General features: G+C 73.3%; 14 protein-coding genes and 1 riboswitch. Of the genes, 7 read left to right on the top strand and 7 right to left on the bottom strand.

From position 1 onward, the window contains the following. Positions 1-78 precede the first annotated feature (78 nt). The 4 genes from pknB to thiO form a co-directional block, all read right to left on the bottom strand. A complete protein-coding gene (gene pknB, locus ACH4XV_RS12680) occupies positions 79-2,115 on the bottom strand; it encodes a Stk1 family PASTA domain-containing Ser/Thr kinase (RefSeq protein WP_395789064.1) in 2,037 nt (678 codons plus the stop codon). A 96-nt stretch (positions 2,116-2,211) separates the two neighbouring features. Further along, entirely contained in the window at positions 2,212-3,006 is a 795-nt protein-coding gene (locus ACH4XV_RS12675) for a thiazole synthase (RefSeq protein WP_395789062.1), read from the bottom strand. A gap of 5 nt (positions 3,007-3,011) precedes the next feature. Next, positions 3,012-3,239 carry a sulfur carrier protein ThiS gene (gene thiS / locus ACH4XV_RS12670; RefSeq protein ID WP_395789060.1) on the bottom strand — a complete coding sequence of 76 codons (228 nt, stop codon included), beginning with the start codon at positions 3,237-3,239 and terminating at the stop codon, positions 3,012-3,014. Next, on the bottom strand, positions 3,236-4,420 hold the full coding sequence (gene thiO / locus ACH4XV_RS12665; protein WP_395789058.1) for a glycine oxidase ThiO: 1,185 nt from the start codon (positions 4,418-4,420) through the stop codon (positions 3,236-3,238). The genes thiS and thiO overlap by 4 nt, the downstream gene beginning before the upstream one ends. Further along, positions 4,416-4,527: riboswitch (TPP riboswitch) on the bottom strand. Its footprint overlaps the gene before it by 5 nt. A gap of 116 nt (positions 4,528-4,643) precedes the next feature. On the opposite strand from thiO, the gene ACH4XV_RS12660 reads away from it, so the two are divergent. The 4 genes from ACH4XV_RS12660 to ACH4XV_RS12645 all read left to right on the top strand — a co-directional run bounded on the left by ACH4XV_RS12660 (position 4,644) and on the right by ACH4XV_RS12645 (position 7,543). Then, entirely contained in the window at positions 4,644-5,828 is a 1,185-nt protein-coding gene (locus ACH4XV_RS12660) for an NAD(P)/FAD-dependent oxidoreductase (RefSeq protein ID WP_395789056.1), read from the top strand. Positions 5,829-5,874: 46 nt separating this feature from the next. Further along, positions 5,875-6,240, top strand: coding sequence for an Rv2175c family DNA-binding protein (locus ACH4XV_RS12655; RefSeq protein ID WP_380012671.1), 366 nt, complete (start codon positions 5,875-5,877; stop codon positions 6,238-6,240). Between the two features lie 10 nt (positions 6,241-6,250). After that, complete coding sequence (gene thiE / locus ACH4XV_RS12650; protein ID WP_395789054.1) at positions 6,251-6,895, top strand: thiamine phosphate synthase; 645 nt, start codon at positions 6,251-6,253, stop codon at positions 6,893-6,895. 135 nt (positions 6,896-7,030) lie between these two features. Next, positions 7,031-7,543, top strand: a complete 513-nt coding sequence (locus ACH4XV_RS12645) for a ribonuclease domain-containing protein (RefSeq protein WP_395789052.1) — start codon at positions 7,031-7,033, stop codon at positions 7,541-7,543. Positions 7,544-8,033: 490 nt separating this feature from the next. Here the strand turns inward: ACH4XV_RS12645 and ACH4XV_RS12640 are convergent, their stop codons facing one another. Next, positions 8,034-9,125 (bottom strand): polyprenyl synthetase family protein, encoded by a 1,092-nt coding sequence (locus tag ACH4XV_RS12640; protein ID WP_395789050.1) that lies wholly within the window; start codon positions 9,123-9,125, stop codon positions 8,034-8,036. A 164-nt stretch (positions 9,126-9,289) separates the two neighbouring features. On the opposite strand from ACH4XV_RS12640, the gene metF reads away from it, so the two are divergent. Both metF and ACH4XV_RS12630 read left to right on the top strand, forming a co-directional pair. Next, positions 9,290-10,243, top strand: a complete 954-nt coding sequence (metF, locus tag ACH4XV_RS12635) for a methylenetetrahydrofolate reductase [NAD(P)H] (RefSeq protein WP_395789048.1) — start codon at positions 9,290-9,292, stop codon at positions 10,241-10,243. Between the two features lie 232 nt (positions 10,244-10,475). Continuing rightward, complete coding sequence (locus ACH4XV_RS12630) at positions 10,476-10,769, top strand: hypothetical protein (RefSeq protein ID WP_395789046.1); 294 nt, start codon at positions 10,476-10,478, stop codon at positions 10,767-10,769. A 27-nt stretch (positions 10,770-10,796) separates the two neighbouring features. On the opposite strand, the gene ACH4XV_RS12625 is transcribed toward ACH4XV_RS12630, so the two are convergent. Continuing rightward, positions 10,797-12,287 (bottom strand): phytoene desaturase family protein, encoded by a 1,491-nt coding sequence (locus tag ACH4XV_RS12625; RefSeq protein WP_395789044.1) that lies wholly within the window; start codon positions 12,285-12,287, stop codon positions 10,797-10,799. Between the two features lie 536 nt (positions 12,288-12,823). Then, positions 12,824-13,690 (bottom strand): 1-aminocyclopropane-1-carboxylate deaminase/D-cysteine desulfhydrase, encoded by an 867-nt coding sequence (locus ACH4XV_RS12620; RefSeq protein WP_395789042.1) that lies wholly within the window; start codon positions 13,688-13,690, stop codon positions 12,824-12,826. Positions 13,691-14,034: 344 nt separating this feature from the next. Here ACH4XV_RS12620 and ACH4XV_RS12615 point away from each other — a divergent pair, with 344 nt between their 5' ends. Beyond that, on the top strand, positions 14,035-14,322 hold the full coding sequence (locus tag ACH4XV_RS12615) for a DUF6504 family protein (protein WP_126638310.1): 288 nt from the start codon (positions 14,035-14,037) through the stop codon (positions 14,320-14,322). Positions 14,323-14,331 lie beyond the last annotated feature (9 nt).

Raw genomic sequence — 14,331 nt, 5'->3', positions numbered from 1 at the left:
CCGCCCGACGCGAGTCGGAGCGGGGCCTTCGTACGGGTCGCCCCGCCGGGCCCGAAGAGCCGGCGGGGCGGAGCGCGCCTAGAAGTTCGAGATGAAGACCTCGCTGTTGCGCTTGACCATCGAGCCGGCCGCCGGGTCCTGCTTGCCCACGTTGGCGGGGATCAACGGGATCATCCGGTTGTTGACCCGCAACCCCGCGGCCTGGAGCGCGCGGCCCGCGTCGTCCGGGTTCATCCCCGTCACCGGCGGTACCTGGACCAGGTCCGGACCCTTGGACAGCACCACCACGATCTTCGTGCCGTACTGCACGTTGGTGTTGACGCCCGGCACGAACGACATGATCCGGCCCTGCGGCACGGTGTCCGAGAACTGCGGAGTCGGGTCCGCCTCGACGGTGACCCCGGTCGTGGGCTGGAACCGGGCCTTGGCCTCGTCCAGGCTCAGTCCGGTCAGGTCCGGCACCACGGTGTCCGGGCCCCGGCTGACCGTCAGGGCGACCACGCTGTCCCGCTGCAACTGCTCGCCGGCGGCCGGCGTGCTGCCCACCACCGTGCCCGGCGGCTTGGGGCTGGCCACCTTGGTCTCGGTGCCTGGCTTGAGCGCGGCGTCGGCGAGTGCCTTCTTCGCGTCCTCCAGCTTGAGGTTCGCCAGCGCCGGCACCAGGTGCCGCTCCGGGCCCTTGGACAGCTTGACCTTGACGGTCGATCCGCTCGTCACGTTCTTGCCGGGGGCCGGGTCGGTGGAGATCACCGAGCCCTTGGCGACGATCTCGTTGAACTCGCCGTCGCCGACGTACTGCACCTTGAGGCCGGCGTTCTTGATGCGCTTCTCCGCGTCGGCCTGGGTCATGTTCAACACCCCGGGCACATCCGCGTAGCGGCCCGAGCCGTACCACCACGCGCCGCCGCCGATCGCGGCCGCCACGAGCAGCACGACCGCCAGCACGAGCACGCCCCGCGACGGCCCGCGCCGGCGCCGTCGGCCGGGCAGCGCCGGCTGGTGGGGATACCCGCCGCCGGTGGCCTGGGCCGGCACGCCCGGGGCGGCGGCCGGCGCGTAGACCTGGTGCTCCTCGGAGTAGGGCTCCTCGTAGCCCCCGCCGTAGCGCGCCTGCTCGTCGTCCATCGAGTCGACGCTCAACCCGAGCGGCGCCAGATGCGGCGGCAGCATCACCTCGCCCGCCCGGAACACGCTGGTGGCGTTGTCGTTGATCGGCTCGGGCGGCGGCGGCAGGCGCAGCGCCGCGCCGAAGTCCAACTCCGCGTCGGGCATCGCGTGCCGGGTCCGGCGGACCAGACCGAGCAGCTCCTCCGCGTCGCTCGGCCGCTGCTCCGGGTCGCGCACGGTGGCCGTGCGCACGAGCGTGTCCAGCGTGGTGGACAGGCCCGGCACCGCGTGCGAGGGCGGCGGCACGTCGGCGTGCACGTGCTTGTAGATGACCTCGACCGCGGTCGCGCCGTGGTGCGGCTGACGTCCGGTCAGCATCTCGTAGAGCACCACGCCCGCCGCGTACACGTCGGAGCGCGGGGTGGACTCGCCGCGTTCGACCTGCTCGGGCGCGAGGTAGGCGACCGTGCCGACCAGGACCTTGCCGGTCGCCGCGGTCGCGGTCGTGGTGGTCGCGCGGGCCAGCCCGAAGTCGCCGAGCTTGATCCCGCCGTCGTCGGAGATCAGTACGTTCTCCGGCTTGACGTCGCGGTGCACGAAACCCGCCCGGTGTGCGGCGGAGAGCGCGGCGAGCATCGGCTCCAGCACCCCGAACGCCTCGCGCGGGGTCATGTTGCCCAGGTCCTGCAGCAGTTCGCGCAGCGTGCGGCCCTCGACGTATTCCATCGCGAGGTAGGCGACGGTGCCGTCGGTGCCCTGGTCGAAGACGTTGACCACGTTGGGATGCGACAGCCGGGCGGCGGCCTTCGCCTCCAGGATGAAGCGGCGGGTGGACTCGGGGTCCTGGGCGAGCCCGGCGTGCATCACCTTGAGGGCGACGACGCGATCGAGTCGAGTGTCGAGCGCCCGGTACACCGTGGCCATGCCACCTGCGGCAACTCGGGCATCGACCCGGTATCGACCGTCGAGCAGCCGCCCGACGAGCGGATCATTCAAGGTCGTGTCCATGTTCAGGAGTGTAGGGTCCACTGCCTCGTGGACGCCGACGGTCTTCCCCATGGTTCCCCCGTCGCCGGGCCGACGCGGCGCACGGGCCGGTACGGCTCAGAAGGCGGGATGTTCGGGGCTTGCGTCCAGCATGCCGGCCATGGGTGACGACGCGTGCGCGTGGTGCCGCATCGGGATGCGCCCGGCGCGGTACGCGAGTCGGCCCGCCTCCACCGCGTGCCGCATCGCCTCGGCCATCAGCAGCGGCGACTGCGCCCGGGTGACCGCGGTCGCCAGCATCACCGCGTCGCAGCCCAGCTCCATCGCGAGCGCCGCGTCGGAGGCGGTGCCCAGACCCGCGTCGAGCACCACCGGGACGCCGGCCTGCTCGGTGATCAGTCGGATGTTGTGCGGATTGCGGATGCCCAGACCCGAGCCGATCGGCGACCCCAGCGGCATCACCGCCACACAGCCCACCTGTTCGAGCCGGCGTGCGAGCACCGGGTCGTCGTTGGTGTACGCGAGCACCCGGAAGCCGTCGTCGACCAGCCGTTCGGCGGCGTCCACCAGTTCGACCCCGTCCGGCAACAACGTGCGCTCGTCGGCCACGACTTCGAGCTTGACCCAGTCGGTCTCCAGCGCCTCCCGGGCCAGCCGCGCGGTGAGCACCGCCTCGCCCGAGGTGAAGCACCCGGCGGTGTTCGGCAACACCCGGATGCCGAGGCGGCGCAGCACGTCGAGCACCGAGCCCGCGGTCCCCGGGTCCACCCGGCGCATCGCCACCGTGGTGATCTCGGTGCCGGACGCGATCAGCGCCTGCTCCAGCACCTCCAGGCTCGGCGCACCACCCGTTCCGGTGATCAACCGCGACGTGAAGGACTCCCCGCCGATCACCAGCTTGTCGTCGGCCATCGTGGTCACCCTCCCTGCACGGCGGTCAGCACCTCGACGCGGTTGCCCGCGTCGAGCACGGTCTCGGCCCACGCGCCGCGCGGCACCACGGCCTCGTCGACCGCGACCGCCACACCCTTGGCGGCGGTGGTCAGCGTGGCCACCAGATCGGCCACGGTGGTGCCGGTCGCCACATCGCGCCGGTCGCCGTTGACGGAGACCTCGATGCTCCCGATGTCGTCGATGTCGGTCATGCCATCACCTTCCGGGCGGCGCTCGTCGTGAAACGGTCGGGCCCGAAGGGCGCGATGAGGTCGGGGGCGGTGCCGTGCGCGAGCACGTCGGCCACGGTGTCGGCGGTGATCGGGGTGAGCAGGATGCCGTGCCGGTAGTGGCCGGTTGCCACCACCAGACCGGCCAGCGCGGAGCGACCCAGGATCGGCGCGTTGTCCGGGCTGCCCGGGCGCAGCCCCGCGAGCGTCTCGACCAGCGGCAACTCGGTCACGCCGGGGACGAGTTCGTGCGCGTCGCGGAGCAGTTCGTAGACCCCGCCCGCGGTGACCTCGGTGTCGAATCCGAGGTCGTGCTCGGTGGCGCCGATCACCAGTTCGCCGTCCACGCGCGGGACCAGGTACATGCTGCCGCCCTTGACCACGCCCCGGATGTTGCGGGACAGCAGCGGGCGCAGCGCCGGCGGCACGGCCAGCCGCAGGATCTCGCCCTTGACCGGACGCACCGGGGGCACCACCTCGGGCGGCAGGCCCGGGATCCGCGCCGAGCGGCACCCCGCGGCGAGCAGCACCTGATCGGCGGTCAGCGCCCGCCCGTCGCGCAGCCGCACACCGTACGCGCGCTCGTTCGCGACCAGCACCCGTTCGACGCCCTCGCGCACGATCGTCACGCCCGCCCGCGCGCAGGCCGCGAGCAGCGCCGCGACCAGGGCGCGGTTGTCGATCTGGTGGTCGTCCTCGACGTACAGGCCGCCGGTGATCGCCGGGGACAACATGGGTTCGAGGCGGCGGCACTCGCGGCTGGTCAGCCGGTCCGAGCGCAGGCCGAGGCGTTCCTGGTAGGCGTGCAGGTCCTTGAGCACCGCCCGGTCGTCCGCGTCCAGCGCGACCGCGATCGTGCCGCACGCGCGGTAACCCGAGGGCAGCCCCGCGGCGTCGGCCAGCTCGGCGGCGAACTCCGGGTAGCGCCGGGCGGATTCGATGCTCAGCCGAAGCAGGCTCTCCTCGCCGTACTGGAGTTCGGAGACGGGCGTGAGCATGCCCGCCGCGGCGTGCGAGGCGCCGGTGCCGGGGGCGGGGTCGACCACGGTGACCGCGAGGCCGTGCCTGGTGCGGGCGCGCCAGGCGATCGACAGTCCGACGACGCCCGCGCCGACGACCACGACGTCGACGCCCGGGGGGCCGGCCGTGCCGGTGTTGGACATGATGAGCAGAACTCCCTTCGCCGGTATGACCCGGATCAGGTTCGGACGGTCGGGGGCTCGCAGCCCCCCTCTCAGCCCGGTCTCACCGGGCTCCCGTGACCTCTCCACACTACGACACGTCCCGGACGCCATCCGGGGCGCCCGAGCGGCACCCGCCGATCTCCTTGACTGAGTCAAGACCCTGCTCGTCGGCGACCCGGGCGCGCGTCATAGGCTGCCCCGCATGGACAACGTGCTCGTCGTGGGTGCCGGCATGGCCGGCCTGCAAACCGTGGTGGCGCTGCGGGAACAGGGGTACGCCGGGCGCGTCACCCTGCTCGGCGCCGAGGCGCACGCGCCGTACGACCGCCCGCCGCTGTCGAAGGAGGTCTTGGCCGGCAAGACCGACGACACCTCCTTCGAGGCGGACTGGGCCGCGCTCGACACCGAGGTGCTGTTCGGCCGCACCGCCACGGGGCTGCGCGAGGGTGTGGTGGACACCGACGCGGGACCGATCGCCTACGACCGCCTTGTGATCGCCACCGGATCGCGCGTGCTGCACCTGCCCGGCGCCGCCGAGGTGCCCGGCGTGCATGTGCTGCGCACCATCGACGACGCCCGCGCGCTGCGCACCGCGCTCGTGCCCGGCGCGCACGTGGTGATCGTCGGCGCGGGCTGGATCGGCGCCGAGGTGGCCACCGCCGCGGCCGCCGCCGGCTGCCCGACCACCGTGGTCGAGGCGCTGCACGCCCCGCTCGCCGGGCCCTTCCCCGACGCGATCGGCGAGCGTTTCGTGCCCTGGTACGCCGAGGCCGGCGTGGAACTGCTGCTCGGCGCGCGGGTGGATCGCCTGGAGCCGGGCGCGGTACACCTGAGCGACGGCCGCCGGCTGCGCGCCGACGCGATCGTGGTCGGCATCGGCGTGCGCCCGGCCACCGACTGGCTGGCGGGATCCGCCGTCGCCCGCAACGCGCAGGGCTTCGTCGAGGTGGACCAGTACCTGGCCACCTCGATGCCCGGGGTCCACGCCGTCGGCGACTGCGTCGAGTTCCCGTCCGCCCGTTACGGCACCCGGATGCACGTCGAGCACTGGGACAACGCGCTCCAGGCGCCGCGCGTGCTCGTGGCCAACCTGCTCGGCGGCGAACAGGCCTACGACCCGGTCCCGTACTTCTGGTCCGACCAGTTCGGCCGCATGGTGCAGTACGTCGGCCGGCACGGCGAAGGCGACGAACTGGTGTTCCGCGACGCCGGCGAGGACGGCAAGTGGTCCGCGGGCTGGTTCGCCGGCGACCGGCTCGTGGCGCTGCTCGCGGTGGCCCGTCCGCGCGACCTCGCCCAGGGCCGCAAGCTCGTGCAGCTGGCCACCCCGGTGGACCGGGAACGCTTCGCCGACCCGGAGAACCCGCTCAAGTCGACGGCCCGGTGACCGGCGCCGGCAAGCGGGACCGGCCGCGGAACCTAGACTTGGCCGGATGAGCGAGATCGACCCGAAAATCGAAGCCCTCGTCCCCGCCTGGGTGACCCTCCCCGAGATCGCCGAGATCCTCGGTGTGGACATCCTCAAGGTCCGGCAGCAGCTCAAGGAGCGCAAGTTCCTCGCGGTGCGCCGCGGCGAGCACCGGGCGCTGCAGGTGCCCGCCGACTTCTTCCAGGACGGCAACATCGTCAAGGGCCTCGTCGGCACGCTGACCCTGCTCGCCGACTCGAACTTCTCCGACGAGGAGGCGCTCGAGTGGCTGTTCACCGCCGACGACACGCTGCCGGGCACACCGGTACAGGCGCTGCAGGAGAACCGGATGACCGAGGTGCGGCGACGCGCCCAGGCGCTGGCGATCTGAGGCCGGGCCGATGACGAGCCGTCAGGAACGGTTGGCCGACGCGCGCCTGTACCTGTGCACCGACGCGCGGGAGCGGCAGGGCGACCTGCCCGCGTTCCTGGACGCGGTGCTCGGCGCGGGCGTGGACATCGTGCAGTTGCGACAGAAGGGCCTGGAGGCCCGACCGGAGCTGGAATACCTGGAGGTGTTCCGGGACGCCTGCCGCCGACACGGGAAGCTGCTCGCGGTCAACGACCGGGCCGACGTCGCGCACACGATCGGCCCCGACGTGCTGCACCTGGGACAGGACGACCTGCCGGTCCCCGCGGCCCGGGCGATCATCGGCGGCGACGTGCTGATCGGGCGCTCCACGCACGCCGAGGCCGAGGTGGACGCGGCGATCGTGGAGCCGGGGGTGGACTACTTCTGCACCGGACCGGTGTGGCCGACCCCGACCAAGCCCGGCCGCCCCGCGCCGGGCCTGGACCTGGTGCGGTACACCGCCGAGCTGCGCCCGACCCGGCCGTGGTTCGCGATCGGCGGCATCGACCTGACCAACCTCGACCGGGTGCTGGCCGCCGGGGCGACCCGGGTCGTGGTGGTCCGGGCGATCACCGAGGCCGCGGACCCGGCCGAGGCGACGGCCCGGTTCGTCGAACGGCTGACCTCGGGCTGACCCCGGGCCGACCTCGGGCCGACCTCGGGCCGACCGACCGCGCCCGAGCGGCGGTGTACGCGGTTCGGGTGTCGTTCGGCGCGTACGTCCGCGGGCTCGGCTCGGTGCGGCGGGTGGGCCGGCACGATGCGGGACATGTCCGGTGCCCAGCGGCGCAATCTGATCGTCGTCACGGTGCTCGCGCTCGTCGCGGCACTCGCGTTGGTCTTCGCGCTCACACGCGGCGACGGCGGCGGCGACGGGTCGCGTCCCGGCGCCGGGGCGACCCGGGCGCCTGTGGCGTCCACCGCGGCCGGCACGTCCGTCGGCACCGCGTCGGTGTCGCGCCGCGGCGACACCGCGTCCGCGCGTCCCACCTGGGTGCCCGCCCGGATGCGTACCGTCGCCGCCGGCGACCTGCCCGCCGAGGCCCGCGAGACGCTGGCCCTGATCGCGGCCGGCGGCCCGTTCCCGTACTCCCGCGACGGCATCGTCTTCGGCAATCGGGAGAAGCTGCTCCCCGGCAGACCCGACGGCTACTACCACGAGTACACGGTCCGCACCCCCGGGTCCGCCGATCGCGGCGCACGGCGGATCGTCACCGGAAAGAACACCGAGCGCTTCTACAGCGACGACCACTACGCGAGCTTCGCGGCCGTCCTGCCCTGACCCGCGACGCGGTGTGCGCCGATCGGGTGGTTGGGCTCGCGGATGGCGCATTCCGGCCGAACCGGATCGATCCGGCGGCCAGACTGCCGAGATGGACACACCCGACGTCTCCTTCCGTCCGGGGTCCGCAGAGGATGCCCGCGCCCACGACCTGCCGCACCCCGCGACACCCACCACGACGCCCGGCCGGACCCGGATCCCGACCCCTCGGCTCGCGGTCGGCGCCCCCGGGACGCCGGTGTCGCGCCCGAGCGCGACACCGGACAACGGGGGCGCGCTGCTGTTCCCGCTGCTCGTCCTCGTCGCCGTGATCGGCGGGATCTACCTGGTCGGCCGCAATCCGCCGCAGGCGCTGTCCGAGGACGGGGACGAGCACCCCGCACACCCGCACCGGGGACGGATCGCCGAGCCCGAACACCACCGACCCGCGGCCCTCGGCACACCCTTCGCGCTCGCTCCGGACACCCCGCCAAGATCCGCCGGACAGGGCCTAGACGCTGCGCACCGTGGCGGCGTCGACCAGCTCGCGCAGCACTTCGCGCGCGTCCTCGGCGATCGGCGCGCCGGCCAGCGCGGTCAGGGCCCGCGCGGTCAGGTCGGTGATCATCGTCTCGACGTCGGCGAGCGCGCCGGTGTCCTCGATCACCGCGCGCAGCTCCTTGACCCCGGTGTCGCTCAGCGCCGGATCGCCGACCAGCGCGGTGAGCACCTCGCTCTGGGCGGCGTCGGCCCGCTCGCCCGCCAGCGCGAGCAGCACGGTCCGCTTGCCCTCGCGCAGGTCGTCCCCGGCGGGCTTGCCGGTCAGCTCGGGGTCGCCGAAGACGCCGAGCACGTCGTCGCGCAGCTGGAAGGCCTCGCCGAGGGGCAGCCCGTAGGCGGAGTAGGCGGCGAGGGCGGCCGGGTCCGCGCCGGCCAGAGCGGCCCCCACGTGCAGGGGGCGCTCGATCGTGTACTTGGCGGACTTGAACCGCATCACCCGTCGTGACCGCTCGACCGAGCCGCCGCCCATCGCCTGCTCCAGCACGTCGAGGTACTGGCCCGCCATCACCTCGGTGCGCATCACGTCGAACAGCGGCTTGGCCGCGCGCAGCGCCCGGTCGTCCACCCCGCTGGCACCGAACATCTCGTCGCACCAGGACAGGCACAGGTCGCCGAGCAGGATCGCCGCCGCCGAGCCGAACGACTCGCCCGAGCCCGTCCAGCCGCTCTCCCCGTGCAGCCCCTCGAACCGGCGGTGTACGGCCGGCTTGCCGCGCCGGGTGTCGCTGCTGTCCATCAGGTCGTCGTGGATCAGCGCGCTGGCCTGGAGCAGCTCCAGCGCGGTGGCCGCCCGCACGATGGCCTCGTCCGCCTGTCCCGGACCGGCGATCCCGCGCCACCCCCAGTAGCAAAAGCCTGGGCGCAGCCGCTTGCCGCCGTCGAGCACGAAGTCGTTCAGCGCCGCGGTGACCGGGACCATGCCCTCGCCCACGTCGGCGAGCACGCGCGCCTGTCGGTCCATGAACTCGCCCAGCGCGGCATTGATCCGCTGCCGGAGGCCGCCCCGGTCCAGGGGGTGTACGGGGAAGGATTCGGCAGCCATGGAGTCTTCCGTCGAAGGCGGGGAAACGAACAGGAAATACGGGGCAGCCTAACTTGCGCCGGGTGCGAGTCCCCTGGTCGCCCGCCGCCGAGCCCGGCGCGCCCGGTCGTCTCGCGGAGTGGAAGGTCTACCTCGCCGCGCGGAACGCCCGATAGCCTGCCTGCATGTCTCTCGGTGCGGCAGCCACCCGAATCAGTCGAACTCCGGCCATTCGCGATCTCCTCGCGGACGGCACCCGGTCCTTCTCCTTCGAGTTCATGCCCCCACGCACGGAGGCGGGCACCCGCACCCTGTGGGAGGCCATCCGCCGCGTCGAGGCCCTGGCACCGACCTTCGTCTCGGTCACCTACGGCGCGGGCGGCTCCAGCCGGGGCCTGACCGTCGACACAACCGAGCGGATCGCCACCGAGACCACGCTCACCCCCGTGGGGCACCTCACCGCGGTCGGCCACTCGCGCGCCGAGCTGCGCAACATCATCGGGCAGTACGCCAACGCGGGCGTGCGCAACGTGCTCGCGCTGCGCGGCGACCCGCCGGGCGACCCGAAGGGCGAGTGGATCGCCCACCCCGACGGCTTCACCTACGCCGTCGAGCTGGTCGAGCTGCTGCGCGCGTCCGGCGACTTCTGCGTGGGCATCGCCGCGTTCCCGGAGATGCACCCGCGTTCGAACAACTGGGACGAGGACATCCGGCACTTCGTGGCCAAGTGCCGCGCGGGCGCCGACTACGCGATCACCCAGATGTTCTTCGACGTCGAGGACTACCTGCGCCTGCGCGACCGGGTCGCGGCGGCCGGGTGCGACATCCCGATCATCCCCGAGGTGATGCCGGTGACCAGCCCGACCACGCTGGTGCGTGCCGGCGAGCTGAGCGGCTGCTCGGTGCCGGCCGACCTGTCGGCGGCGGTCGAGGCGGCGGGCGACGACCGGGCGGCGGTGCGCACGATCGGGGTGGAATACGCCACCCGGATGTCCGAGCGGCTGCTCGCCGAGGGCGCGCCGGGCCTGCACTTCATCACCTTGAACCGGTCGACCGCGACCACCGAGATCTACCAGAACCTCGGGCTGGACAGGGAGGCGGGCGCGGCGCGGGGCGCCGGCTCGACCGAAGTCGGCTGACACGCTTGCGTCCCGACGGCTGGTTCACCCTCTAGTACGTGTCTTCAGGCCCCCGTCGGGCTCCGCGGCGTTCGGTGCCGTGCATCGGCGTGCCGGAGAAGCAGGTGCAGAGTGGTTCTATTCGCCTGTTTCTCCGGGGTGGCGAGGTGCGGTGCCGGGTGTCGTGGAGCCCGACGGGGCCTGAAGACGCGCGCTAGGGTGAGGCCACGAACCGGTAACGGAGGGATCGACCGTGCAGTTCGGCCTGGTGGTGCTCTACATCCTGTTCGTGCCGATCGGACTGTGGCTGCTGACCGAGGTGTTGTGGCAACACGGCGCCCCGTTCCGCTACCGCGTGCTGGCCTTCGTCGGCTTCGTCGGCGTGGCCGCCGGTGTCGGCATCAAGAACCCGGTGGTGGTCGGCATCGGCGTGTTCTGTTTCGCGGTCGGCCAGTTCCTGACCACGCGCTATGTGCGCAAGGCGTACCACCACGGCTGGACGGTCAGCGGTCGCCGCCCGAAGGGCCGCCGGGCCAAGGCCCGCTGAACCCGGCCGCACACCGCGAGCCGCGCCCTACGCGCGCCCGATCAGCTCGGCCACCAGCGCCGCCGACATGCCGACCCGGGGCAGCCCGCCGCCCGGATGGGCACTCGCGCCGACCGAGAACAGGCCCGGTACGGCCGACCGGTTCGGCACCCGGCGCGGCGCGCTGCGCGGCCCGTCGGCGCCCGCGCCCGGCACCGCGCCGCCCGGGGCACCGGTGGCCGCCGCCACGTCGGCCGGGGTGCGCAACTCCGACCACAGGACCCGGTCGCGCACGTCGAGGCCGCGCCGGGCCATCAGGTCGAGCAGGGTCGTGGGGTAGGCGTCCCGGACGGCGGCCGAGGCCCAGTCCACGATGCCGTGCGGCGGCACGCGCAGCTGTACCGTCCACGCGCTGTGCCCCTCGGGGGCCAGCGTCGAGTCGTCGGGGGCGAGCACGCACACCGTCGGATCGTTCGGCGGCGCGGGGCGTCGGGCGAACAGCGCGTCCGGCTCCCGGCCCGGATCGTCCGCGAACAGATAGGTGCGGTGCGGCGTCCCGGGGGTGTGCCCACGCAGCGCGAGATGCAGTTCGAGCGTCGCGGAGGCGGCCGGCACCCGCCGCGCCCCGGCGGCCCCCGGGCCGGACAGCAGCCCGGCCGCGTGCGGGTCGGTGGGCAGGTCGGTGATCACGATGTCGGCGGCCAGGCGCCCGCCGTCGGCCAGGCGCACCCCGCCGACCCGGTCGCCCTCGCGCTCGATCGCGACGACCTCGGTGTCGGTGCGCACCTTCACCTTCCGCTGCAGGCAGCGCGCGTGCAGTGCCTCGGTCATCCGGTGCAGGCCGCCGCGCACCCACCACACCCCGAAGGTCTCCTCCAGGTAGGGCAGCGTGGCCAGCGTCGCGGGCGCCTTGCCCGGATGGCAGCCCGCCTCGGCGGCGAAGCGCTCCAGGTGGGCGCGCAACCGGGGATCGCTCAGCGTGGCCCGGCCGAGCGAGCGCAACGAGCGCCACGGGGCGGTGACGCGCAGGTCGGCCCGCCCGCTCCCGGCACTGCGCAGCCGCTCGGCCCGCCGGGCCGGGTCGGCCAGCAGCGGCGCCTCGATGAAGCTCTTCCGGGTGACCCCCCACATCTCGCCGGCCCGGTGCAGCAGCCGCTGCCAGTCGTCGCCCGCGCCCGCCCCGAAGCCCGTCTCGAACGCGTCGTGGGTCCCGGACCGGGAGGCGTTGGGGAGGTCGACGACGGTACGCGCCCCGGTCGTGGCGGCGAACGACTCGCGGGTGGGGGAGGCGAGCGGGACCAGGTCCACCACGTCCTCGATCGCGGCGCCGGTCTTGAGGAACAGGTCACGGTAGACGGCCGGCAGCGTGAGCAGCCCGGGGCCGGTGGTGAAGGTGAAGCCGTCGCGGACGATCGACCCGGAGGCGCCGCCGGTCGAGGACGATCGTTCGCAGATCGTCACCTCGTGCCGAAGCGTGGCCAGCCGAGCGGCCACCGCCAATCCACCGATACCTGCGCCGACGATCACAATGCGAGCCACGTCGGTAGAGCGTATATGCGGAAGCGGGGGACCAGGCCCGCCCCCCGGGCCTGGTCCCCCGCTCCGTCCCGCGACCGCTCCCCACGGTCTACGGGCCCACCCCCCAGCGGGTCACGATTGGTAAGACTCGCGACCCCCGTCCAGGGTTGTACGCGCGGGGAAGATTTATTTCCCCGGATCCGCGGTGCCCCGAAAACGATGATCGACGGGGGATATGGGCGCCCGTACTCGGTGCGTTTCTGAGTATTCGTACGGATGTCGCGCCTTCGTGCCGACCGCCAGAGTTGTCTGCACGGGGAGAGCCCAGGGGGAGCCTCGGGGAGTGCCGTTCGAGGGGGACGGCGGAGGCGAGCGACGACATCGGGACCGGCGACACGGGGCGACGGAACGGATGGACGGGGACGACGGCCGCGGGGGCGGCGGGTCGTTCGGAGCGGTGGTCCGGTCGTGGGGACGGCGGACCACCGCTTTTCGCGGCGCGCGGCCCGGCCCGCGCGCGCCGGCCGGCCCCGGTTCGAGCGCGTCGGGCGGCCGGGTCAGCCGGTGACCACCGCGACCAGGCGGCTGCCCGGGGCGAACACGCCGCGCTCGGCGAGGGCGAACAGCCCGAACAACATCTTGCCGACGTAGACCGGCTCGGGCGCGAAGCCGTGTCTGGCCGCGAAGTCGGCGAGGAAGGTGTCCAGTTCCGGGCCGCGCCGGGCGTAGCCGCCGTGGTGGAAGTCGTTCTCCACGTGCCAGTTGTCGGTCGGCGCGCCGTAGGTGCGGCGCTGGAGGTCTGCCACCTCGTCGGCGAGGAAGCCGCCCCTGAGCGCCGCGAAGCCGATCGCGCGCCGCCCGGCGGGCAGTCCCGCCGCGATCCCGGCCAGTGTGCCGCCGGTGCCCACCGCGACGCAGACCGTGTCGACGTCGTCGCCGAGTTCGGCGGGCAACTCCGCGCATCCGCGCACGGCGGCCTCGTTGCTGCCGCCTTCGGGCAGTACATACGCGGGTCCGTGTGCGGCGAGCAGTCGCTCCAGCACCGGTGGCGTGTGCTTGGCCCGGTAGGTGGCGCGGTCCACGAACACCAGCCGCATGCCGCGTTCGGCCGCGAAGGCGAGCGACGGGTTGAGCGGGCGGTCGGCGAGTTCCTCGCCGCGCACCACGCCGACGGTGGCCAGGCCGAGCGCGCGGCCGGCGGCGGCGGTGGCCCGGAGGTGGTTCGAGTAGGCGCCGCCGAAGGTCAGCAGGGTGTGCTCGCCCCGCTCGCGGGCCGCCGCCAGGTTGTACTTCAGCTTGCGCCACTTGTTGCCCGGCACCTCGGGATGGATCAGGTCGTCCCGTTTGAGGCACAGGCGCAGGCCGAGGGTGGTCAGCCGGGGATCGGACAGCTCGCACAGCGGCGAGGGCAGACGTGGTCGCACCCGGGCAGGGTCGCACGTCGGCCGGCTCGGCGGCGGAATCGATGGCGGCGTCGGTGGTCGGAGTCGTTGGCGGGTCGGCTGTCGGAGTGGCCTGTCACGGTGGACGGGACGGGGGTCGTTCGACGCGAACATGCTCGAACATCGATCGAACACGCCGGTTCGCCCGGTACTGCGGCAATGACGTTGACGTGGGTGGGGGAGCGAGCTTTACTGGCAAACGGGATCGAACTTTTGTTCGATAGAAAAGTTCGACTCGAACGGCACGGGGCAAACGGATGGGCAGCCGGGGTCGCGGTGCGTGGGGAAGCGCATCGCGGCCCGGGCCTCGGCAGAGGAGGAGCCGTATGACGCGTCTGCACACCGATCCGGTGGAGGTGCTGCGCAGTGGTGGGGACCCCGCGCGGTTCCTGTGGCACGACCGGCTCTACGTGGTCCGGGAAGTGCTCGGCCACTGGGTCGAGACCGGCGAGTGGTGGCAGCACGCGCGTTCGCGGGCCGCCGTCGTGACGACGGGGGAGCGCGAGGTGTGGCGGGTGGAGGCCGGAGCCGGTCGCAGCGCGCCACTGGGTGTCTACGACCTCAGCCTGGACGCCGGCGCCGGGACCTGGACGCTGGCTCGGACCGCCGATTGAGGAGGTGAC

Origin of the sequence: Embleya sp. NPDC020630, assembly GCF_044334985.1 — a bacterium.
Classification (GTDB): domain Bacteria; phylum Actinomycetota; class Actinomycetes; order Streptomycetales; family Streptomycetaceae; genus Embleya.
This window is presented reverse-complemented; position numbering and strand designations above follow the sequence as displayed.

Coding starts and splice junctions, on each gene's coding strand:
- ACH4XV_RS12615 (WP_126638310.1), top strand. CDS start 14,035: ATGACGCGTCTGCACACCGATCCGGTGGAGGTGCTGCGCAGTGGTGGG.
- ACH4XV_RS12655 (WP_380012671.1), top strand. CDS start 5,875: ATGAGCGAGATCGACCCGAAAATCGAAGCCCTCGTCCCCGCCTGGGTG.
- ACH4XV_RS12660 (WP_395789056.1), top strand. CDS start 4,644: ATGGACAACGTGCTCGTCGTGGGTGCCGGCATGGCCGGCCTGCAAACC.
- pknB (WP_395789064.1), bottom strand. CDS start 2,115: ATGGACACGACCTTGAATGATCCGCTCGTCGGGCGGCTGCTCGACGGT.
- ACH4XV_RS12675 (WP_395789062.1), bottom strand. CDS start 3,006: ATGGCCGACGACAAGCTGGTGATCGGCGGGGAGTCCTTCACGTCGCGG.
- metF (WP_395789048.1), top strand. CDS start 9,290: ATGTCTCTCGGTGCGGCAGCCACCCGAATCAGTCGAACTCCGGCCATT.
- ACH4XV_RS12640 (WP_395789050.1), bottom strand. CDS start 9,125: ATGGCTGCCGAATCCTTCCCCGTACACCCCCTGGACCGGGGCGGCCTC.
- ACH4XV_RS12645 (WP_395789052.1), top strand. CDS start 7,031: ATGTCCGGTGCCCAGCGGCGCAATCTGATCGTCGTCACGGTGCTCGCG.
- thiS (WP_395789060.1), bottom strand. CDS start 3,239: ATGACCGACATCGACGACATCGGGAGCATCGAGGTCTCCGTCAACGGC.
- thiE (WP_395789054.1), top strand. CDS start 6,251: ATGACGAGCCGTCAGGAACGGTTGGCCGACGCGCGCCTGTACCTGTGC.
- thiO (WP_395789058.1), bottom strand. CDS start 4,420: ATGTCCAACACCGGCACGGCCGGCCCCCCGGGCGTCGACGTCGTGGTC.